Annotated in this window: 21 protein-coding genes; 9 read left to right on the plus strand and 12 right to left on the minus strand. The window is 67.9% G+C overall.

What is annotated here, in order from left to right:
- Positions 1-127: 127 nt before the first annotated feature.
- Positions 128-2650 carry a LamG-like jellyroll fold domain-containing protein gene (locus SACHA_RS0118610; protein ID WP_019812183.1) on the minus strand — a complete coding sequence of 841 codons (2523 nt, stop codon included), beginning with the start codon at positions 2648-2650 and terminating at the stop codon, positions 128-130.
- Between the two features lie 360 nt (positions 2651-3010).
- Here SACHA_RS0118610 and galT point away from each other — a divergent pair, with 360 nt between their 5' ends.
- From galT to SACHA_RS0118625, 3 genes are all read left to right on the plus strand, one after another.
- Positions 3011-4114: a galactose-1-phosphate uridylyltransferase gene (gene galT, locus SACHA_RS23080; RefSeq protein WP_019812184.1), complete on the plus strand. Its 1104-nt coding sequence runs from the start codon at positions 3011-3013 to the stop codon at positions 4112-4114.
- Positions 4115-4253: 139 nt separating this feature from the next.
- Positions 4254-5954, plus strand: a complete 1701-nt coding sequence (locus tag SACHA_RS0118620; protein WP_019812185.1) for a sodium:solute symporter family protein — start codon at positions 4254-4256, stop codon at positions 5952-5954.
- A gap of 12 nt (positions 5955-5966) precedes the next feature.
- Positions 5967-6233 (plus strand): hypothetical protein, encoded by a 267-nt coding sequence (locus SACHA_RS0118625; protein WP_019812186.1) that lies wholly within the window; start codon positions 5967-5969, stop codon positions 6231-6233.
- A 198-nt stretch (positions 6234-6431) separates the two neighbouring features.
- Here the strand turns inward: SACHA_RS0118625 and SACHA_RS0118630 are convergent, their stop codons facing one another.
- The 6 genes from SACHA_RS0118630 to SACHA_RS0118655 form a co-directional block, all read right to left on the minus strand.
- Positions 6432-8183 (minus strand): calcineurin-like phosphoesterase C-terminal domain-containing protein, encoded by a 1752-nt coding sequence (locus tag SACHA_RS0118630; protein WP_019812189.1) that lies wholly within the window; start codon positions 8181-8183, stop codon positions 6432-6434.
- 242 nt (positions 8184-8425) lie between these two features.
- Positions 8426-9082: a YdcF family protein gene (locus SACHA_RS0118635; protein ID WP_019812191.1), complete on the minus strand. Its 657-nt coding sequence runs from the start codon at positions 9080-9082 to the stop codon at positions 8426-8428.
- Positions 9082-9543, minus strand: a complete 462-nt coding sequence (locus SACHA_RS0118640) for a GNAT family N-acetyltransferase (protein WP_019812193.1) — start codon at positions 9541-9543, stop codon at positions 9082-9084. The genes SACHA_RS0118635 and SACHA_RS0118640 overlap by 1 nt, the downstream gene beginning before the upstream one ends.
- Before the next feature lie 312 nt (positions 9544-9855).
- The gene (locus SACHA_RS23500; protein WP_019812196.1) at positions 9856-10455 is read right to left on the minus strand and encodes a hypothetical protein; all 600 of its coding nucleotides are present in this window, start codon (positions 10453-10455) and stop codon (positions 9856-9858) included.
- Positions 10456-10559: 104 nt separating this feature from the next.
- Entirely contained in the window at positions 10560-10760 is a 201-nt protein-coding gene (locus SACHA_RS0118650) for a DUF397 domain-containing protein (RefSeq protein ID WP_019812198.1), read from the minus strand.
- The gene (locus SACHA_RS0118655; RefSeq protein ID WP_019812199.1) at positions 10757-11587 is read right to left on the minus strand and encodes a helix-turn-helix domain-containing protein; all 831 of its coding nucleotides are present in this window, start codon (positions 11585-11587) and stop codon (positions 10757-10759) included. The genes SACHA_RS0118650 and SACHA_RS0118655 overlap by 4 nt, the downstream gene beginning before the upstream one ends.
- A 219-nt stretch (positions 11588-11806) precedes the next feature.
- Between SACHA_RS0118655 and SACHA_RS24180 the strand changes: the two genes are divergently transcribed.
- A complete protein-coding gene (locus SACHA_RS24180) occupies positions 11807-12118 on the plus strand; it encodes a zinc finger protein (RefSeq protein ID WP_083935922.1) in 312 nt (103 codons plus the stop codon).
- Positions 12063-12311, plus strand: coding sequence for a hypothetical protein (locus SACHA_RS0118660; RefSeq protein WP_019812200.1), 249 nt, complete (start codon positions 12063-12065; stop codon positions 12309-12311). Before SACHA_RS24180 ends, SACHA_RS0118660 begins: the two co-directional genes overlap by 56 nt.
- Positions 12312-12701: 390 nt before the next feature.
- On the opposite strand, the gene SACHA_RS24685 is transcribed toward SACHA_RS0118660, so the two are convergent.
- Positions 12702-13025: a hypothetical protein gene (locus SACHA_RS24685; RefSeq protein WP_157601757.1), complete on the minus strand. Its 324-nt coding sequence runs from the start codon at positions 13023-13025 to the stop codon at positions 12702-12704.
- Positions 13026-13227: 202 nt separating this feature from the next.
- Between SACHA_RS24685 and SACHA_RS0118670 the strand changes: the two genes are divergently transcribed.
- Positions 13228-13575 (plus strand): hypothetical protein, encoded by a 348-nt coding sequence (locus SACHA_RS0118670; RefSeq protein ID WP_028663337.1) that lies wholly within the window; start codon positions 13228-13230, stop codon positions 13573-13575.
- An 84-nt stretch (positions 13576-13659) separates the two neighbouring features.
- Here the strand turns inward: SACHA_RS0118670 and SACHA_RS0118675 are convergent, their stop codons facing one another.
- Positions 13660-14190, minus strand: coding sequence for a class IV adenylate cyclase (locus SACHA_RS0118675; RefSeq protein WP_019812204.1), 531 nt, complete (start codon positions 14188-14190; stop codon positions 13660-13662).
- A 260-nt stretch (positions 14191-14450) separates the two neighbouring features.
- On the opposite strand from SACHA_RS0118675, the gene SACHA_RS24690 reads away from it, so the two are divergent.
- Both SACHA_RS24690 and SACHA_RS0118685 read left to right on the plus strand, forming a co-directional pair.
- Positions 14451-14711, plus strand: coding sequence for a hypothetical protein (locus SACHA_RS24690; protein WP_157601758.1), 261 nt, complete (start codon positions 14451-14453; stop codon positions 14709-14711).
- A gap of 49 nt (positions 14712-14760) precedes the next feature.
- The gene (locus tag SACHA_RS0118685) at positions 14761-15324 is read left to right on the plus strand and encodes an RBBP9/YdeN family alpha/beta hydrolase (protein ID WP_019812208.1); all 564 of its coding nucleotides are present in this window, start codon (positions 14761-14763) and stop codon (positions 15322-15324) included.
- Between the two features lie 565 nt (positions 15325-15889).
- Here the strand turns inward: SACHA_RS0118685 and SACHA_RS0118695 are convergent.
- From SACHA_RS0118695 to SACHA_RS26475, 3 genes are all read right to left on the minus strand, one after another.
- On the minus strand, positions 15890-16621 hold the full coding sequence (locus tag SACHA_RS0118695) for a class I SAM-dependent methyltransferase (protein WP_028663338.1): 732 nt from the start codon (positions 16619-16621) through the stop codon (positions 15890-15892).
- On the minus strand, positions 16618-18093 hold the full coding sequence (locus SACHA_RS0118700; RefSeq protein WP_019812214.1) for an asparagine synthase-related protein: 1476 nt from the start codon (positions 18091-18093) through the stop codon (positions 16618-16620). Before SACHA_RS0118700 ends, SACHA_RS0118695 begins: the two co-directional genes overlap by 4 nt.
- 161 nt (positions 18094-18254) lie before the next feature.
- Positions 18255-18380: a hypothetical protein gene (locus tag SACHA_RS26475; RefSeq protein ID WP_019812216.1), complete on the minus strand. Its 126-nt coding sequence runs from the start codon at positions 18378-18380 to the stop codon at positions 18255-18257.
- A gap of 220 nt (positions 18381-18600) precedes the next feature.
- On the opposite strand from SACHA_RS26475, the gene SACHA_RS0118710 reads away from it, so the two are divergent.
- Positions 18601-20097, plus strand: a complete 1497-nt coding sequence (locus SACHA_RS0118710) for a helix-turn-helix domain-containing protein (RefSeq protein WP_019812218.1) — start codon at positions 18601-18603, stop codon at positions 20095-20097.
- The last annotated feature ends 137 nt before the right edge of the window (positions 20098-20234 follow it).

The raw sequence follows: 20234 nt of genomic DNA on the forward strand, positions 1-20234 counted from the left end.
TTCGCCGCGACCCCGGCGCAGGGAGCCCACCGCCTGCGGTGAATACCACGGGCGGCGTCCCCGCGGGTGGCACGACAGGGCCCCGCCCCCGTGCGTCGCGGGGACGGGGCCCTGGGCCGGTGTGGCGCTACTCGCGGGAGGCGAGTTCGGCGACCTCGTCGTCGCGGAGCGCCCGGTCGAAGATGCGGACGTCGTCGACGTCGCCGCCGAGGTGGTCCACCTCCTCGCCGCCGTACTGGGCACGGCCGATCACGGTGTCCCCGCGCGTCTCCTCGGGCGTGCACCCGTTGATCGTGTCCACCTTCTCGCCGTCCACGAACAGCGACAGCGTGCCCTCGGCGGCGTCGCGCACCCCGGTGAGGTGGTACCACCGGCCCGGTTCCGGCTTCTCGGGCGACAGCGCCCGCCTGCCGACGAAGCTCATCGCCCAGCGCCGGTCCTGTCCGGAGTACTGGAGGAAGAACGCGCTGTGGTGGCCGGTGTCCTGGCTGACCACGGTCTGGAACGCACCGGTGGCCTCGTCCAGCTTCGCCCACGCCGAGACGGAGTAGCTGCCGGCGGTGTCCACCAGGGTCCGTCCGGTGTTCGCCCGGCCGTCGCCGTCGAAGGACAGTCCGCCGCCGTCCACGCCGTCGGTCCACTCGGTACCGGACAGCTCCGCGTCGGCGTCGCCGACGACGTCACCCGCGGTCGAGCCCTCGCCCTCCTCGAACGTGTAGGCGTGCACGCCGTCGAGCCCCGGGGTCCCGTGGTCCGGATCGGGGTCGCCGCCGCCCTCGGCCTCGCGGATGATCTTCTCGTTGATGGCCCGGACTCTGGCGAAGTCCATCTTCTCGACCTGACGGTCGTAGGTGAACAGGCCGTTGACCTCGTGTTCGACGTCGGTGATCTGGGTGTAAACCGCCCCGCTGATGCCACAGCCCTGCGCGGCCCTGAGCACGTCGCGCTGGTTGGCCACGTAGGCGTCGGTCAGTTCCTCCTTGTCGGAGGTCATCTCGTAGGCGTGGCCCTCGCCGAACCACATGTGCCCGTCCACTTCCAGTCCGTACCCGCCGTGTTCGCCGTCCATCGACGCGCGCCGTCCGGGGGTCGGCGTGGCGGGGCCCACGTACTCGTGCCAGTCGAGGACGTCGCCGCGTCCGGAGTCACCGAGCGAGGCACAGCAGTTGACGCCGCTGTGCGCGTTGACCAGCCGGGACGGGTCCCGCTCCGCGATGTCGTCGGCGATCCGGCCGGTGGCGTCGCGGTCCCATTCGCCCCAGCCCTCGTTGAACGGCACCCAGCCGATCACCGAGGTCCAGTTCTTCTTCTCCTCCACCATCTCGTGCAATTCCTTCTCGAACTGCCGTCGCGCGTGCTCCGGGGGCCGCCCACCGGTGCGCATCGACGGCATGTCCTGCCAGACGAGCAGCCCGAGCCGGTCGGCGTGGTAGTACCAGCGGTCCGGCTCGGTCTTGATGTGTTTGCGCACCGTGTTGAAGCCGAGCCGCTTGTGTTGTTCGAGGTCGAAGCGCAGCGCCTCATCGGTGGGGGCGGTGTACAGGCCGTCCGGCCAGTAGCCCTGGTCGAGGGTGGACATCTGGAACAGTGGTTCGCCGTTGAGCGTCATCCGCTGTCTGCCGTCGGGGCCCTCGGCGGTGCCGACCTCCCGCATACCGAAGTAGGACGACACCCGGTCGACAGGCCGGTGCCCACGCAGCAGCTCCACGTCCAGGTCGTAGAGGAACGGCGAGTCCGGTGACCACAGTTTCGCCTCGGGCACCGGCAGGTCCATCTCCTCGCCGACCCTGCCGGTGGTGCGGCTGACGACACGGCGCCCGTCCCGCACGGTCGCCCGGACCGACATGCCCTCGGCGGCGTCGGACCCGTCGGCTGTCAGCGCCAGGGTGGAGCTGTCCAGGTCGGGGGTCATGTCCAGGGTCTCGACGTGCCCGGCGGGCACGGGTTCCATCCACACGGTCTGCCAGATCCCGGAGGAACTCTCGTAGAAGATGCCGCGGTCGGGCACGCGGCGTTGTTTGCCCACGGGCTGCCAGGTGTCGTCGGTGCGGTCCTCGACCGCGACGATGAGCTCCTGCGCGCCCCGCCGGGTCAGCGCGTCCGTCACGTCGGCGGAGAACGCCCCGTAGCCGCCCTCGTGGGTGGCGACCTTCGTCCCGTTGACGTAGACGGTGGCGCTGTGGTCGACGGCGCCGAAGTTCAGCTTCAGCCGGTTGGCCCGGCCCACCCGCCAGTTCGGCGGCACGTCGAAGGTGCGCCGGTAGAACATGTGGTCGTCGTGTTCCTGGATGCCGGACAGGGCCGACTCCGTCGGGAACGGGACGAGAATACGGTCGGGCAGGGTCTCCCCGACCGGCACGTCCTCGCCCGAATCGGCGCCCGCGTACTCCCAGACCCCGTTGAGGTTGCGCCACTCGTCGCGGGTGAGCTGGGGCCGGGGGTACTCCGGCAGCGCGTTGTCCGGCGAGACCTGCTCGGTCCACGGAGTGGTCAGACGTGGCTCCTGCCGCTCCCACTCGTCCGGCGCGTCGGCGGCGGCGACGGGTGCGGCCAGGGAGGCGAGCAGCAGCAGGGGCAGTGCGATGGCGACGACGCGGGGCCCGCGGGCGCGTCTTCCGTGTCGTCGGGTCGGTGGCGCAGGGGACAGCACAATCGAACACCCTTCCCGGAGGCGACCACGCCGGCGTTCGCCGGCGGCACAAGCACCCGGACGAAGCCCACGGTTCACGCGCGCTTCACCTGAGCGTGAGTCATTTCACACACAGAGTGGCCGCGCTGTCAACACGTTCGCCCATGTCCGACCAGTTACCAACAGTTCGACCGCGCGAGCGGCCCGCTCACCGGGTGTCCTATCGGTCCCCACGGGCCCGACCAGGCCGTGGCGGGAACCTGCATCCCTCCACGAGAAACACGGAGAAGCAGCTGAAGTCCCGGTCTGTTGGTTTCTGTCGCGTTGTGGTTGAATGCGGACGCCATTCGGCCGAGAGCGGGGTAAAGGAGCAGGACACCCGTGAAGAGGACGAGCACGACCCTGGCCGACGGCCGGGAGCTGCTGTACATCACCACCGACGACGGGGCCCAGCACGCTCCCCCCGATCCACGGGAACTCCCCCCGGTCAACACCACCTCGCAGATGCGGCGCGACCCGCTGCTCGACGAGTGGGTCATGATGGCCTCGCACCGACAGCACCGCACGTTCCAACCGGCACCGGCCGACTGCCCGCTGTGCCCGTCGGCGCCCGGACGGCGGACCGAGATCCCCGCCCCCGACTACACCGTGGCCATCTTCGAGAACCGCTTCCCCAGCCTGGCCACGGACGCGGGACTCGCCCCGGCGGAGTTCGACCACGCGCTCACCGACGTCCGTCCCGGCTACGGCCGGTGCGAGGTGGTGTGCTTCACCAGCGACCATCATGCGCGGTTCGCCGACCTCACCCCGGAACACGCACGGCTGGTGGTGGACGCCTGGGCCGACCGCACGGAGGCTCTGTCCGTTATGGACGGTGTGGAACAGGTGTTCTGCTTCGAGAGCCGGGGAGCCGAGATCGGCGTGACGCTGCAGCACCCGCACGGCCAGATCTACGCCTACCCGTTCGTCACTCCGCGCACCCGGCGGATGTTGGACGTCGCCCGGGATTACCGCGCGAACACCGGGCGCGACCTGCACAGCGACGTCGTCGCGGCCGAACGCGCCGCCGGTGTCCGCGTCCTCGCCGAGACCCGGCACTGGGTCGCCTTCGTCCCCGCGGCCGCGCGGTGGCCGGTCGAGGTGCACGTCTACCCGCTGCGGCGGGTCCGGACCATCCCCGAGCTGACCGCGTCCGAACGGGACGACTTCGCCACGCTGTACCTGGACCTGCTGCGGCGATTCGACCGGCTCTACGACGGGCCCCTGCCCTACATCTCCGCCTGGCACCAGGCTCCCCGCACCGACCACGAGGACCTGAGTCACCTGCACCTTCAGCTGTTCTCCATCCGGCGGGCGGCCGACAAGCTCAAGTACCTCGCCGGTTCGGAATCCGGTATGGACGCGTTCATCACCGACGTCCTGCCCGAGGACGTCGCGGTCAGGCTCAACCGGCTCCGTTCGGACGAGGGGGCATTCCATGGGTAGCTGACCGTGTGATCCGCTCGCCGCACCGGTGCGAAGCCACGGGCCGCCGACTCCGTCCCGCACCCGGCGCCGCGAGCACGGTGCCTTCCGGCATCGACCCGGGTGAATCTCTTCCGACCACTGTTCTCTGGAGGTGGCCGTGTACGTCCTCGCCGAGGCGGACTTACGGCTCGACGCGAACGCGATCGACTACGTGTTGCTCGCCTTCTACTTCACACTGGTGCTGGGTATCGGGTACCTGTCCCGACGACAGGTCTCGTCGAGTCTGGACTTCTTCCTGTCCGGCCGGTCGTTGCCCGCCTGGGTGACCGGTCTGGCGTTCGTGGCCGCGAACCTGGGCGCGATCGAGGTCATGGGCATGTCCGCCAACGGCGCCCAGTACGGGCTGCCGACGGCGCACTACTTCTGGATCGGCGCGATCCCCGCCATGCTGTTCCTCGGCATCGTGATGATGCCGTTCTACTACGGCTCGAAGGTGCGCAGCGTTCCGGAGTTCATGCTCCGCCGGTTCGGTAAACCCGCGCACCTGGTCAACGGCATCAGTTTCGCCGCGGCCCAGATACTGATCGCGGGGGCGAACCTGTTCCTGCTGGCGACGGTGGTCAATCTGCTGCTGGGCTGGCCGATCTGGGTGTCGGTGATCCTCGCCGCGGTGATCGTCCTCGCCTACACCGCACTGGGCGGACTGTCTGCCGCCATCTACAACGAGGTGCTGCAGTTCTTCGTCATCGTCGCCGCGCTGCTGCCGCTGACGATCGTCGGTCTCTACGAGGTCGGCGGCTGGCAGGGACTGATGGACAAGGTCGCGGCCGACCCCGGAGGGCCGGCGCAGACCAGCAGCTGGCCCGGCAACGAGCTGACCGGATTCGGCAACAACTTCCTGTCGGTTCTCGGGCTCGTGTTCGGCCTCGGGTTCGTGCTCTCCTTCGGCTACTGGACCACCAACTTCGTCGAGGTCCAGCGCGCCATGGCCTCCAAGAGCATGTCCGCCGCCCGTCGCACACCGATCATCGGTGCCATACCGAAGATGCTGGTGCCGTTCATCGTCATCATCCCCGGCATGATCGCCGGGGTCACGGTGACCGAGCTGATGGGCGAGAACAAGGCCGCCCTGCTGGAGGACGGGTCGGCGCCGAGCGGGGCGACGTTCAACGACGCGTTGCTGCTGCTGATGCGGGACCTGCTGCCGAACGGGATGCTCGGTATCGCCATCGCCGGTCTGCTCGCCTCGTTCATGGCGGGCATGGCGGCCAACCTCAGCTCGTTCAACACGGTGTTCACCTACGACATCTGGCAGTCCTACGTGGTCAAGGACCGTCCGGACAGCTACTACCTGTCCGCGGGCCGGGTCGTCACCGCGGTCGCGACCCTGCTGGCGATCGGCACGGCGTTCATCGCCTCCACCTACAGCAACCTGATGGACTACCTGCAACAGCTGTTCTCGTTCTTCAACGCACCGCTGTTCGCCACCTTCATCCTCGGTATGTTCTGGAAGCGGATGACACCGACGGCGGGCTGGACCGGCCTCGTCAGCGGGACGGCCGCGGCCCTCGGGGTCTTCCTGCTCGCCGAGACGGGCGTGTGGGACCTGCCGGGACAGGGTGCCTCGTTCGTCGGCGCCGCCGCCGCCTTCGTGGTCGACATCGTGGTCAGCGTGGTGGTCACCTACATCACCCGGCCCAAGCCCGCCACGCAGCTCGTCGGGCTGGTGTACTCGCTGACGCCGAGGGAGAACCTGACGCACTCCACCGACGGCGAGGACGCGGGCTGGTACCGCAGCCCCGCCATCCTCGCGGGCATCGTGCTGGCCGTCACCATCCTGTTCAACATCGTCTTCTAGGAGGCTCCAGTCATGGCGGACGAAAGCGGTAAGCGCCAGGTGAAGGCCTTCGACGTGCGGATGATCATCGCGCTGCTGATGGCTGTCTACGGTGCGGTGCTCACGGTGCTCGGCCTCTGGGTGACCACCGACGCCGAGATCGCCGACTCCGCGGGCATCAACATCAACCTGTGGGCCGGGCTCGGCATGCTGATCACCGCGACGGCGTTCCTGGCCTGGGCGCGCTGGCGCCCGGTCGTGGTCCCCTCCGCCGAGGAGGAAACCACCGAGGCGAACTGAGGGACGTCGCTGTTTCCGTGCCCGCTCCGCAGGCGGAGACCCGTCGTTTTCGGCGATTCCCGGCTCACACGGAGCGGGAAGGGGCGAGGGGCCGGGTCTCCCTGCGAGGTCTCGGCGACGCCGGTGCCCGACATCCGACCGCAGAACGGATCGGCCGGATGTCGGCACCGGTGCGGCCGGCGGACACCGGCGTCCGGACTACTCCGTGACCCGGAACGTGAGGGTCTCGGTGTACTCGCGGCCGTGCACGTCGGTCGCGGTGACCTCGGCGGTGTGCTCGCCGACAGTCAGGTCGGCGGGCAGCGGGAGGCGCCACAGGTGCATGGAGCGGTCGGCAAGGCTACCGCCGTGCACCAGCTGCTGCTGGACCGCGGCCGGGTCGGACCACTCGGCGCCGACGCGCGGGGCCTCGCCGTTCATCGACTGGGTGCGCTCGGCCGGGACGGTCGCACCGCCGTCGAGGGAGACGTCGACGGCGGCGCCGGTGGAGCCCATCCAGAAGTCGGTGGTCAACCAGGTCCCGGCCAGTCCGTCCCGGGCCACGGTCAGCGGGTCCGCGAACTCGGGCGCGGTGCCCCGGTCGTCCACGTTCTCGGCGTACCAGTCGCGGTAGCGCGGGGTGTTCAGCCCGAGAGCCATCTGCTCCGACCCGTCCGTCCCGCGCACGGTGAACCGCTCGGTGACCTCGGTGTTGGCGATGTCGAGCGTGGTCACGCCCGGAACGCCGCCGTCCCGCTGGATCGCGGTGGGATAGCCCTCCTCCAGCATCCGGCCCGAGTACCAGTCGCCGGAGATCGCGCCGGCCGTGAGGTGCGGGAACGGCAGACCGTCGACGCCGAAGGTCTCCTTCCAGCCCGCGAGGCTGTCACCTTCGCGCAGGTTCTCGATGCTGTGGGTGTGCCCGCCGACGGCGACGGCCGCACGGCCGTCGAGGATCTCGTAGATCTCCTTGACCTGGTCGATCTGGTGGGTCGTGCTGCCCTGGTCGGCGAAGTCCAGCAGCGGGATGTGCGTGGCGAGCACGATCAGCTTGTTCTCGGGCACCCGGGCGATGTCCTGACGGAGCCATTCCAGCTGCCGCGCGTCCAGGGCGCCGTTGTACCCGCCGCCGGGAAGTGGGTACTCGACCGTGCTCAGCGCGACGACGTGGACCTTGCCGGAGTCGTAGGAGTAGTACTCCGGCCCCAGCTTCGCGCGGAACGTGTCGAAGGCGTGCTCGCTGGTCGGTGCGTCGAAGTCCAGGTCGTGGTTGCCCGGCAGGAACCGGGCCGGGCCGTTGAGCATGCCGGTCAGCTCCCGGATCCGTGGGTAGAGGGAGAGGTCGTCGCCGACGACGTCGCCGATGAACAACGCGCCGCAGCCGGCGTAGTCCGAGCGTCGCCGCAGATCGGTGAAGGCGCCCCTGCGGGCGTAGTCGACCTGCTGTTCGGTGTAGGTCTGGACGTCGCCGCCGATCAGGCAATGCTGCTCGGGCGACCGGGTCAGCTTGCTCCTGGACAGCGGGAAGTTCACCGCGTCCGGCAGCGGCCCGGTCGGCGCGATGCCGCCGTAGCGGAGCTCGGGCGATCCCTCCGGCAGATGGTGGTAGAAGAACTGTGCGACGTTGTCCTCGTCCACCGGCACCTGGTAACCGCGGGGCTGGGTGACGAAGACGGTCATGTTGTCGTAGGCGGGCAACTCGTACCGGCCCCGGCTGTCGGTGGTGGTGACCTCACGGCCGTTGGAGACGGTGACACCGGCGATGCCCGGCTCACCGGTGTCCTGAGTGGAATTCCTGTTCCGATCGTCGAAGACGATTCCGTCGAGGACCTCCGGGGCGCCGTCCCGGCCGTCGACGACCTCGACACTTCCCTGGTAAGCGGCGGCCCCGCCGGTGTCCAGCGGGGCGTCACCGGGCACCGCCGAAGCCACGGGGACGATCAGCGTGCCCGTCAGGGCGAGCGTGAGCACACCCGCGACGCGGCCGATGGTGCTCGGTCTGTTTCGGAGTGGGCGGGTGGACGGATCCACGAGATACCTCCCGTCGAGTGATACGCGGGCCGGGTGACCGGCCGCGCACATCCTCACCGGCGGGAATGAACACCGGCGGACCACCAGGTAGCTCCGCACGGACCGGGAGCTGACGGAATGCACGGCCGGGTCCACGGCGGATCGCCCGCGGCATGCATGCCGCTCCCACACGAATGCTCCGGTCATCGAGGGCGGAGCAACCGGCCCGTGTATCCGGTAGCGACGAGCCGGGAATACGCGGCACGGACGTCACCCGGAATCTCCTGCGGCGCGATCTCGCCGGAGCGTGCCTGCAGCTCCAGCCGTTGGGTGTCGCCGACGAGCATGGTCACCACACGGTCGGCATCACCGATGTGGGCCACGTAGCTGTCCAGGTCCTGCCGGGCAGCGGAGCAGCGGACGGTGACTCCGGGCCAGACCCGGGTGGCGACGGCGTGCGCCCGACGCTGCTGGTACGGCCGGGACACGAGCAGAACCGAGCGGGGCGTGACGCCGTCCCCGGCGAGCAGGTCACGGGTGAAACGGATGTTCTCCACCGTCGTGGTGGCCGTGGTCTCGACCCGGATCGCGGCGCGTGGCACACCGTGTTCGAGTGCGATCTCCCGGAAGCCCACCGCCTCACCATGCGGGAACCGGTCGACGGTGGTCGGTGAGTTGGCACCGGTGAAGACCACCGAGGGAAAGAGGCCACGCCGATACAGCTCGGCGACATGGACGGGAACGCCGTCGTCATGGCTTCCCAGACCGACCGCGACGTCGACGGGGCGAAGCGCGTGTTTCAACCGGTGGAACCGCCACAGCGTCTCCGCGTCCCGCCGGACCTCGGACGGCCAGTGCATCACCCGTCACCGCTGAGCGGCCTCGTCATGAACACACTGTTCGGGTCGGGCCGGTAGTCGGCGAACGGTTCGCAGTAGTCGAACCCGAACTTCGCATAGAGCTTCCTGGCGGGCAGGAAGAACTCGTCCGCACCGGTCTCCAGGCTCACCCGGGCAACGCCCTGCCGCTCGGCCTCGGTGAGGATGTGCTCCAGCAGCATCGAGGCGACCCCCTTCCGAGTGCGCTCGGGGGCGGTGCGCATCGACTTCAACTCGGCGTGGTCCGCGTCGAGCCGCTTGAGCGCCCCGCAACCCAGCACGGTGTCCCCGTCCCGCACCGACCAGAACGTGACCTCGGGCTCCCGGAGCCCATCGAGGTCGAGGGCATGTTTGCTCGCCAACGGTGTGACAGCCCGCATCTGCTGGACGTGCGCAGCGAGGAACTCCACGATCCGTGGATCGGACAGGTCGTCCACGACCATTCTCGTCGTCGCTCGTTCGCCACCCGGCGCTTGCGGAGTCACAGGATCGACGTCCCTCCTCCCGCCACTTCCGACCGCGACCGATCACCCGACTGATGTGTCGAGGATACGGCTGTGGACCCCGTTCGTGTGCGGACGGATTGACCGGACGGCCACCCTGAGTGCTGGTTGTTGCGGGTCGAGGGTTTGGTGACGGCGGTGAGGTCACCGGGTTGAGGGGGTCACATCGTGCCGCCTCACTGTCTGTCGAGAGTCGCCATCGCCTCATCGAGCACTGCCAATACCGTCCACTCGGCGATTCTGCCTCGATTCTCACTGTGAGTGATACCGAGCGAGTTCGGATAGGATCACCGGCGCTCGTGTCATCCGCCGCCCGTGTGGCCGGACGTCGAGCTCCCGGGGCAAGCCGGTCTCGTCCCGCGAGGTGACGCCCTTTTCGAACAACGTCCCGGAGTGACGGTGTGGGAGGTCGACGGTGGGGAGCTGAGACCAGTCGTGACTCCGGTAGTAGACATGCAGGTCGGTGAAAGTGCGCCACACGTCCATCCGAACCGTGGAGAAACCCCGTGTGGCGGCAAAGTGGAGTGTGAAGTCGAGCAGCAGCTTCCCGAGGGCGAGACCCGCGTAGGCGGGTGTGGTGGCGAGTTTCGCGAGGTAGACAGCGGGCTCCCGCAGTTCGGCCGGAGTCCAGAACACGGGATCGCCCTTCGTGCCGAGCGGCACGCAGGTGCGTGCGTCACGGAGCAGCCAGGTCCGTCTTTGCGCGAGCGATTCTTCCATCTCCGGAAGCCACCGAGAATGGGTCGACCACTGGTCACTCCCACGCCTGCGCAGCCACGCGACCCGCTCGTGCAACAGCCGCATCACGGTGCCGAGGTCGTCGTCCCGCGCGGGCCAGATCGTGTAGTTCATCGCTCGACCCCGCCGTAAGCCCCTCCCCATGCCCACACAAAGACACGAGCCGAGGATCTGTTCGGCACCCTCGGCTCGTGACGGTCTCGCCGGCCGACGTGCTTTCAGAGGTCGAACTCGCCGTCCTTCACCCCGGCGAGGAACGCCCGCCACTCCGCATCGGTGTAGCGAATGGTCGCCTCCTCCGGGCGCTTGGAGTTACGCACCTCCACACCACCGTCCACCCGGCGGAACTCGACGCAGTCGGTCTGCACGCCGCTGTAGCTCGACTTCCGCCAGCCATCCTGACGCTGTCGTCCCGTCATGACGTTCCTTTCATCGTGTCCAGAACATCGGCGATGAACGCTGAGCTGTCGGCGGGGCTCATCGCTGCCTCGCGCAGGGTAGCCACCGCCCCCTGGTAACGCGCCACTGACTTCGGATCGGTGATCGTGGCCGAGGCTCTGTAGTGCTCCAGATGGACGACCGGCCTGGCCCGCGGGAACTCCATCAGTACCCACGAGCCGAAACGCATCGGCAACGGTGACTCGCAGGTAAGCACGCGGACCTCGACGTTGTCCCGAGTCGCCAGAGTTCGCAGGTGATCGAGCTGCTCCACCATCACGTCGGCACCACACGGTGGATAGCGGAGGGCGTGTTCGCCGATCAGTGCCAACATGCGTGTCTTGGGTAGGACGTGCTGACGTCCCACACGCAGCTGCGCTTTCTGCTCAGCCTCACCAGCGGGCACGTCATCTTCGAGCATGAGCTGACGCGCGTAGTCATAGGTCTGCATCAGGCCGGGGATCAACATCGGTTGAACACTGATGATCAGCTTGGCGGTGCGCTCGTACTCGGTGAGAGCGGCCAGTTGCTTGTCAGCACCCGGTGCGATCCAGTTTGGGTCCAGAGCGGCACGGGCAAGATCGAGTATCCGTTCCCGTTCAGCACAGGGCACGCCGAGTAATTGGATGACCTGGGCGACTTCCGCTTCAGCCGGAGTGAGCCGACCGTTCTCCCACCGGGAGACATGAGACTTCGTGCGGCCGACCTGCCTCGCCACGGCCTCTTGAGACAGACCTGCCGTCTCACGCGCTTGTCGGAGCTCCGCGCCGAGCGCGCGAGCCCTCGGAGTGTCGGCGTTGCTTGCCATGCAACTACCGTACGCAGCTACGGAGAGTGCCTAGGGTTTCATCCGATCAGTTAGTTGCCTGGATTGTTGCTGCAACCCATTCTGTTTCGCGCAACAATGCTTGTAGCGATATACATACGCTACTGCTGAGGGGGAGGCAACGATGCCGATTCGCTCGTCCTATCCACCGGACCGGACCATCCCGGAGGTCTACGCCAGGTCGTGCGGGAGGCGCCGCTGATGTGGTGGCGCTGGCAGCAGGCGGAGGGGCGGCTGCACGCCTATGACCGCACCGCGACCACGCCCGTCCCCGAACGGCCCTTCCCCGCGCTGTGCGGGGCCGAGGTCACCCCGGCCGAGGACGATTTCTGCCTCGACGGCCCGCCTCGCCCCACCTGCTGGATCTGCGACCGAGAGATCCGCGTGCGCGAGAACTTCAGCCCCGACCAGATCCCCCCACTGCCCGACCAGTCCCCCGGCCCGAAGAACCCCGCCCATGACCCGACACGCTCCTGCCCCGCTCCCCGACGACCCTCTCGACCCGAGCGATAACCAGCCGGAGGACACCGTCCGACTGCCCGCGCTGCCCGTCGCCGACACCGTCGTACTGCACCACCTCGCCGACCACTGGCCCAGCACCGACCCCGACGCCGAGGTCGCTCGGGCTCGGCGCGCGCTCCGACAACGCGACCCGCCGACGGAGGCCCTGCTGCGGCGCATCCTCCACGGACTGCGCTCCCTGTGAGACGTCACCCCCCGGCGCGACCCCTTCCCACGCGCCGACGCATCGGGGGTGACAGCCCGTCCGGGACTTCCCCGACACCTTCCCGGCCGGGCCCGTTTCCGGTCGGCGCGGGAACGGCGAGCCTGCCCCTTCCCTCGCCACCCGCGCCGACCGAACCACACCACCATCCATCCGAACCCCAGGAACTGCCGATGCTGCACCGCGACCGGGAACTCCTCGCCCGCCTGGCCCGCCTCAACCACCACCTCGGCACCGTGGTCGTCGAACTGCTCCACCACCAGCACGACGGCGAACTCCCCGCCGACGGGCTGACCGCACTGGCCGACCGGTTCGCCGACCTGACCACCGAACTCCGCACCCGCGCCGCCGAACGCGACAACACCGCCGCCCTCAACCGGCCCGGACCCGGGCACCCTCGCCCGGCCGAGGCTGCCGCCACGGCAGTGGCACGCCCTCGACGACCTGCTCGCCGAGATGTGCGAACGCACCCGAGGCGGCCTCGAAGACCTCCACGACCGCGGCCGCGGCATCCTCGAAACCTGCCGCCCCCAACGGCCCGAACCACCCGCCGACGACCCCACCGGCCTCCGCCGACACCTCCACCGTGTCATCGGCGCGCTGTCCCACCTCGATGACGCCGCCCCCGATGACACCCGCGCCATCCGCACCACCGGACGCGACGTCGCCCGACTCGCCCGTCGCATGCTCACCCACCCACGGCATCGACCCCACGCGGACTGAGCCGGAGCCGGGCATCCGGATGTCGGCCGAATCTGGCGCGTTCAGCCAGCCCAGTAGCGCCAGAACGGCATTTGGCCGTCCGTGGTGGTGACGAGGGCGCGTTTACTGTCGGCAACAACGGATCCATCACCATAGTTGAGCCGATCAGCGCGAACAGGAAGTTAAAGTTCTTACCATGAGCGGAAGCCAGAGAAGTATCGTCACCCTGGAAGTCGAATGGGATGCTGGTCCGTTCTGGGTGTCGGTGGGAGGCTCCATCTCCGACAACTACCTGCCCCACGAGGTCACCGAGGTGGTGCCGCTCAGCGCGGAGCTGGTGGCGGCTATCGAGAAGTGGGACGGACGCTACCAGGCTGCGTTCAACCGGGACCTTCCTCAGGATTCGGGGATGCAGGACCCCGCCGACCGTGAGCTCTTCGACGCCGAAGGGCTGGAGCTCGCCCGGCGGGCGCGGCGGGAACTCCCGCCCGAGTTCGCCGTGCGGCACACGACGCCGGACGGCCGGACCTCCTGGGTGGAGTGACAACACCCGCCGACCGCCCTCCCCATGAACTTGCGCCGTGCGCAAGGTCCGGCCGTGGCATCCTCGCGGCGGTACAAGTGAGGGTCAGAACGTCAGTTCGGTGATGGCGTTGAGGTCGATGCCGTAGCGCGCGTAAATCTTGATCGTGTTCTCGCCGGTGAGGTCGGACTCGACATAGCCGAGCAGCGAGGCGATACGCACCGCTTCGGCCTTCGAGGCCGCTTCGATCTCCACATACGGCGGGATCCGCGGCCAGGTGTCGATCTCCACCTGTGCTCCGTCGAGGACGAAGCTGGTGCGCCTGCTCTCCTGGTAAAACTTCAGGGTGAAGCCCGACATCCCGAGCAGGGTGTTGGTGGCCGCGAAGTCCTCGACACCGACCTCGACCTCGTGGGTGCCGTCGATCGCGTCGCTGCTGATCTCCTTGACGGTCAGCGTGGCCTCCCCGTCGGTGTCCCGGAGCCTGATCCACTTCAAGTCGTCGCCGGGGACGATGCCGTAGACGTAGCGGCGCAGGAACTTTTCGCGGAGATTGCGACCGCCCGTGTCGAGGATCAGCTTCTCGGTGGCATCGGGGTCGACGTCGAGGATCTTGGCTTCGTGCTCGATGGGCACGGCCCACGCTCCTTCCCGATTCCCACGGGGACAGTTACGACAGGCTATTCGGCTTGCCGGACGTCGTGCACTTCATTCGCCGTATTGGCCACCTTGTGCAGCCGTGTCGGCGAGAATGTGCCTCACAACGAACCCTCAACCGGACCGGACGGGGTACCCATGGCGATCAGGATCAAGCTCGGGAGATATCGGACCGTGCACGGCGACCCACTCGGGCGGAGCTGGGTCGGCTACCTTCCGGGTATGTCTCCGGAGGACGTGTGGCAGGCCGGTCGTGGTGTCTGGAAGCTCGACCGACGACGTGCCGAGAAGAACGGTTCGCCCTCCTCGTCGGTGGGGAACTCGTGCGCGCTGTCGCCGACATCTCCTCCTTCGCCGAGCACGACGACCGCGTCGAGCTCCTCGGCGACCTTCTCGGTCCGGGCGACGCGCTGCACGACACTTACGTCGGCGATCTCGATCCGGTCGTGAGACCGTCTCGGAATCCGGTAGCTTACGTCGCTCTGCCGGAAGAGCTATGACCGCCACATTGCGCACCGCGCCCGCGCGGGCCGAAGTCGGAGAACGATCGTGCGCTACCTGACCGTGCCGGGATACACGAACTCCGGACCCGATCACTGGCAGACCCACCTGGAGAACACCTACGCGGGATTCGACCGGGTGGTGCAGGACGACTGGGACGCTCCCGACCGTGACCGGTGGGTCGCCCGGCTGGACGAGACCGTCCGTGGCACCGAGGACGAGATCCTGCTCGTCGGGCACAGCTGCGGGTCGGTGACCGCGGCATTGTGGGCCGCGACGTGCTGGGACAGCCGGGTGACCGGTGCGGTGCTGGTCGCCCCGGGCGATGTCGAGGCCGAGGACGCCCTGCCGGAGATCACGGGGCTGGCACCGCTGCCCCGGAAACAGCTGCCGCTGAAGACCCACCTTGTCGTCACCGACAACGACCCGTATCTGTCCCTGGAGCGTGGGCGGTCCTTGGCCCGGACCTGGGGAAGCAGCTTCGAGGTCCTGCCAGGTGGCGGTCATCTCGCCACCGCGGACGGCTTCGGGGAGTGGGAGGGCATCGCCTCGATCATCGAACGGGTCTCCGGACAGACCTTGTACCGCAGGACGAGATCCGACAGCAGATGACCATCGCCTCCGGTGCGGCCCCGTCCCTCCGGACGGTGCGCTCCGACCGGTGCTCAGTTCGGTGCATGGTGTGACGACGGTCGGAGCGCAGTTCCCCGATCGAGACCGACGGCCCTACGGGCGGAGACTTCGTGCCCTGGTCCGATCATGGGGGGTCGGTGCATTTTGGTGGTGAGGACGGGGCCCTTCCCGAAAGGGAGCAGGACACCCCGTCCTCCCTATGCGCACCGGGCGGCCGTGTGCTCGGCCCCGAGGTTCGGCCAAGGACTTCGGCTCGTCGTTTTCGCCGTTCTCGTAGTCGTGGTCTACGTCGTTTCGATTCCGTTCGGATTCGGACCTCTGCTGGTCGGCCTGGCGGTACTGGGCGGCGGCGTGTGGGCTCGCCACCGCGACCCCGGCCTCGCGCGACAGGCACAGCTCGTCGGGATCGCCATGACCGTGGGAGGTCTCGCACTGCTCGCCGGAATGACGACAACCGGCGGTGGCGGCAGCGACCGGGCGCCCGCTCCGCAAGAGCAACCGGTACAGCGACCATAAAACGCCTTGATGTGCCAGAGTGATTCGGCTATGGCGCGGAATCGTACCGGGCCACGAACCAAGCGGTGGAACCGGTGAGTGGACCGGTGCGGTCCCGCGGATCGGTGAACAACGCCACGGGGTCGAACCCGGCGAGGGTGGCGTAGAGCTCCAACTCGCGGGGGGACAGAACTCGGCGCCGAATCCGGTCGTACTCGCTGGCGCCGTCGTCGAACTGCCAGGTCCGGCGCAGGGTGGCGACCTGAGCACGGGCGTCCCAACTGTGCTCGATGATCACTTCGGCATGGATGCCCGCCGCATCGACCCGGCCGCGGGTTGGCGCGGCGGTGAAAGTGGGGGCGATCTGGGTAACGACGATCAGCAGGCTTCCGGGATGGGCGTGAACCGCGAACGTGGCGAAGGCCGCTCGGATGTCCTCGTTGTGGTGCAGATAAGCCAGGGAGTTGCCGAGGCAGAGGATCGTGTCGAAGTTGCGGCCGAGCACGACCGTGCGCAGATCGCCGACACGCAGATCCAGGCCCGGGTGCTGCTGGCCATGTTCGATGAGCGCGGGCTGGATGTCCACGCCGACGCGGTCCTGAGCATCAGAGAATTCAGCCAGGTCACGGGCAGTACCGCAGCCGAGGTCGAGAACACTCCCTGTGGGGGCCCCGTAGTCGTCGATGAGCCGCCGGCATGTGGCGGCTGCCGTGCTGCCCCGGTTCAGGGCGTCGTAAAGGTCGGGGCGCCGGTAGGCGATGTTGTGCTCGGCCAGAGTCATGTCGCCGAGCTGACGTTCGGGACGAGCAGAGACCGGAGGCCGACTTCGAGGACGAGAGTGTCGCACAGCACGGATGGCACGGTAGTGCTCTGATGTGCGTCACGCACGGCGCGCTGGAATGCGTGGGGATCGATGAAGCCGTGGTCGGCGAGGAGCATTCCGTCGGCGAGCAGACGTTCGGCGAGGTGGAGCCCGTCGTGGCGCAGGCCGTGTTGCATGAGATCTCGGAAGTGCTCTTTGCATTGAGGGTGGGTAACAAACGGTGGGAGGCCAACACGGGCGAGGACATCGCGGTAAAGCTTCTTCCCACGGCGAACCTCTAGCGGAAGTTGTTCGGCGAAGCGCACCAAGCGGGGGTGGGTGAACGGTGCAACCGGCCAGATTCCCGCGCGTAGGTAGGCGGGATGGTGAATCGCGGACCCCATCAGGGTCGGTGTCGGGAGCACAGCGGAGGGCGCCAAGTTGTCGTCGATCGCAGCGAGGGCATCTCTCGCACGAGGCCCCAGCCAGGACACCTCGGCCAGGCTCTGGGGTGGTGGTGGAGGCAGTTCGTCGATACGGGGTGCCATGAGCTCGTCGCCCCCGTTGCCGGTCAACATAATGGTGACACCACGGTGCGCGGCACGGTCGGCAAGCGCTTCGAACGCCTCGCGGTAGAACTCGCCGCGGGGATCATGCGCCGCACCGGTAGCGCGGATGCCCCCGGCGCAGAACGGGGCATGCTCGTGTGCTCTCAGGATGTCGTCGGCTGCGCCGACGTGGTTGGCTATCGCAACACGGCGGCGGTGTTGTTCGGCGCCGAGAGCTCCGTCGACGAGAAGCCCGAAGGTCCGCAGCGTGGGCTCTGCGGACGTGTGCGCGGCGATCGCGACGATGGCAGAGTCCAGACCGCCGGACAGTTCAAGTCCGATCGTGGCACCTCTGGCGCACCACGGGTGCAGTGCTTCCGTGAGCAGGTAGACCAGCCCGTCGCCAGGGTCGGCGCCGGGGCGCAGCTCCCGGGCTTGCGCGACATGTTCGGCCGGGGGTGGGTAGGTGAAATGAACGCCCGCCTTGGTAAACGTCGCGACCGCACGTTCGGTCAGCATTGTCACGTCGGTGAACAGAGTGTCGCTGCTGTAGCGGTGCCGCCTGGTCAGGGCGCGCGCCACGGCACGATCCCGTATCCGGGAATGTCTGAGGAGATGGCGCAGCGCGGGCAGGTCCCATGTCCCGTGGAGGACCTCTCCATCGGCGGCCAGATACAAGGGCGCGGTGCCGCCGACACCGGCCGTGACGGTGGCCTGACCCGGCCGCAGATCCAGTATCAGCGTGTCCCCACGGGCATTGTCGGCCGTGTCTTCGCCGCCGTGCCCGGGATCCACCGCCTTCGCCAGCGTGACAGGGCTGGAGAGGTCACGCACCAAAATCGTCGTGGTGTGCAGGGCATGGTCGATCTCCTGGCGCAAAGCGGGAGAGGAGATCGGTTGCACCCAGCTGCCACCGCAACGCCATCGATCGCGGTCCCAATACCATGCCGATCGGTTAAGATCACCTAAGGCCAGGCGGAATGAGAGCATACAGGGTCGAGTCCTTTCCACCGTGCGGCTCGAGCGGTCGTACCGCCCGAGCCGCACGGGTGTGGCGTCCGGTGTCAGCTGGCGCAGTGGTCGCCCTTGTCGTTACCGTCGGCGTCCCCTGGCATCTTCGGTGCGTAGAGGCTCTCCTCCGAAGGCACATCGAGTACCAGGTCTCCGATGAACATCGCGTTCAAGTCCATCTCGACTCCTTTCTGATCACGTACTGTGTAGGAAACCGCAGCGAGCGAATCGGCCCACCGTGGCGAACGCGCCGGTCGACGCGCTTCCCACATCTCACCAGCACGTCCACCGCTGTTCGACCCCAGATAGCGGGCGGTCGGTACCCGGAACGTGGACGACGCGGAGACAGGTGGAGGACTTCGGCATCTCCGCAACGGTCCAATCCTCTACTGTGTGTGTATGGCTGGCTTCACCGGAGCGTTCCGGTCACCGAACGAGAGTCTGATCTCCCTGCGGGTAACCCGGGCCCTGTCACAGCAGGAGCTGGCCGAGGAACTCAACCGGCTGGCAACCACGAAGTACAACCGACACCTCACGTTGACCAAGAAGTCGGTATACCGGTGGGAATCCGGGGAAACGGAATCCCCGAAACACCTCTATCAGCGATTGCTCGCCGAGTACTTCGGCGTCTCCATCACCGAACTCGGCTTCCGCCGACCGCAACACCAGTCCAACCGGCCACTCGACCCTGTCGGGATTACCCTCACGCCCGAAGTACCGGGAGAGAGCCCCGATGTTGTCGAGGACCAGCAGCGGTGGCTCGCGGTCCGCACTGCGCTGGGCAGCACCCGGCGATCCCTCGCTCTCGTCGCCGAGAGCCTCTACCCGGACTACCGCGTCCCCGGGCTGGAACACACCGGAGTCATCACTCGGCCGGATTGGATCCCGGCCGTGCCCGTATCGCTGGGCACGGTGACGTCGACGCTTGATTCCGACGCCGCTCTTCCTCTGATCACCGGCGGTGAGACCGAGAGTGCGGCCGCACGGCCGCTGGCTACACCTGGGCAGCGCTTCCGCCGCTACCACGATGCGATGCGCGAACTCGCCACGCCGCGGTTGTTCGAGAACAGGCTGTGCTTCCGAATCATCAAGCTCGACTGCTCGGCACGCTCGACCGGGATGACCTTCGGACACATGGGCTTTTTCGACTCGATGGACACCAACGAGGCGCTCGCGCACGAAACCGCTCTTCACCACCTGGCGCGAGATGAGCAGGACCAGGTGACCATCACCAAACCGTCATGGCGGAACCTGACCTTCCGCAAGTTGATCGCAGACCCGTTCGACCTCTCACGCCGTCCGCTCATGGGTGCCGTCGGCACTCTCACGATCCGCGGAGGCGAGTCCCCCAGCATCGTGCTCCACCAGCGAGACGGAAGCAGAGTCGCCGGCGGCGGTGGCATGATCCACCTGATGCCAGCCGGTGTCTTCCAGCCCTCCAGCATCCTGCCCGCCGCTGTCGCTGAAGACTTCTCGTTGTGGCGCAACATCGAACGAGAACTTGCCGAGGAGCTGCTGGGGCACGACGAGTATGACGGCAGCGGGCAGCCCATCGCCTACAGCGACCTCGAATTCTTCGCGAGGCTCGACCGTGCTTACGAAGTCGGTGACATCCGGGTCTGGTTTCTCGGCATTACTCTTGACGCGCTCACCCTCTGCGGAGACATCCTGACTGTCGCGGTCATCGAGCCAGATCTTTACGACGCCTTGTTCAGCCGTGCCGTCAGCGCCAATTCCGAGGGCATGGTCACCGCCCGCACACTCCCGTTCGAGGGGAACACCCTCCGCGATCTTCGCGAACAGGGCCACCTCTCCCCGGGCGCTGCCGCAGCGCTGCACCTGGCGTGGATCCATCGCGACACACTTCTTCCCCGGAAGGGGCCCGCCCAAGCGTGACCCCAATCGCAGGTAGTGCGTGCCCGTGCCGTTCCACCGATATCGTGCCGGTCGGTTGAGCCGGGACCCTGGGTCCCGGCCGTGGGCCGCGGCGCCGCGACTCGCTCCCGGCCCACGACCGGGTCGGCCGGGCGCGG

Source organism: Saccharomonospora halophila 8 (assembly GCF_000383775.1).
In the GTDB taxonomy this organism is placed as follows: Bacteria; Actinomycetota; Actinomycetes; order Mycobacteriales; family Pseudonocardiaceae; genus Saccharomonospora; species Saccharomonospora halophila.

Coding starts and splice junctions, on each gene's coding strand:
- SACHA_RS0118695 (WP_028663338.1), bottom strand. CDS start 16,621: ATGACTCTGGCCGAGCACAACATCGCCTACCGGCGCCCCGACCTTTAC.
- SACHA_RS23500 (WP_019812196.1), bottom strand. CDS start 10,455: ATGAACTACACGATCTGGCCCGCGCGGGACGACGACCTCGGCACCGTG.
- SACHA_RS0118625 (WP_019812186.1), top strand. CDS start 5,967: ATGGCGGACGAAAGCGGTAAGCGCCAGGTGAAGGCCTTCGACGTGCGG.
- SACHA_RS24180 (WP_083935922.1), top strand. CDS start 11,807: ATGTGGTGGCGCTGGCAGCAGGCGGAGGGGCGGCTGCACGCCTATGAC.
- SACHA_RS0118670 (WP_028663337.1), top strand. CDS start 13,228: ATGAGCGGAAGCCAGAGAAGTATCGTCACCCTGGAAGTCGAATGGGAT.
- SACHA_RS0118635 (WP_019812191.1), bottom strand. CDS start 9,082: ATGCACTGGCCGTCCGAGGTCCGGCGGGACGCGGAGACGCTGTGGCGG.
- SACHA_RS0118640 (WP_019812193.1), bottom strand. CDS start 9,543: ATGGTCGTGGACGACCTGTCCGATCCACGGATCGTGGAGTTCCTCGCT.
- SACHA_RS0118660 (WP_019812200.1), top strand. CDS start 12,063: ATGACCCGACACGCTCCTGCCCCGCTCCCCGACGACCCTCTCGACCCG.
- SACHA_RS0118650 (WP_019812198.1), bottom strand. CDS start 10,760: ATGACGGGACGACAGCGTCAGGATGGCTGGCGGAAGTCGAGCTACAGC.
- SACHA_RS0118710 (WP_019812218.1), top strand. CDS start 18,601: ATGGCTGGCTTCACCGGAGCGTTCCGGTCACCGAACGAGAGTCTGATC.
- SACHA_RS0118655 (WP_019812199.1), bottom strand. CDS start 11,587: ATGGCAAGCAACGCCGACACTCCGAGGGCTCGCGCGCTCGGCGCGGAG.
- SACHA_RS26475 (WP_019812216.1), bottom strand. CDS start 18,380: ATGGACTTGAACGCGATGTTCATCGGAGACCTGGTACTCGATGTGCCT.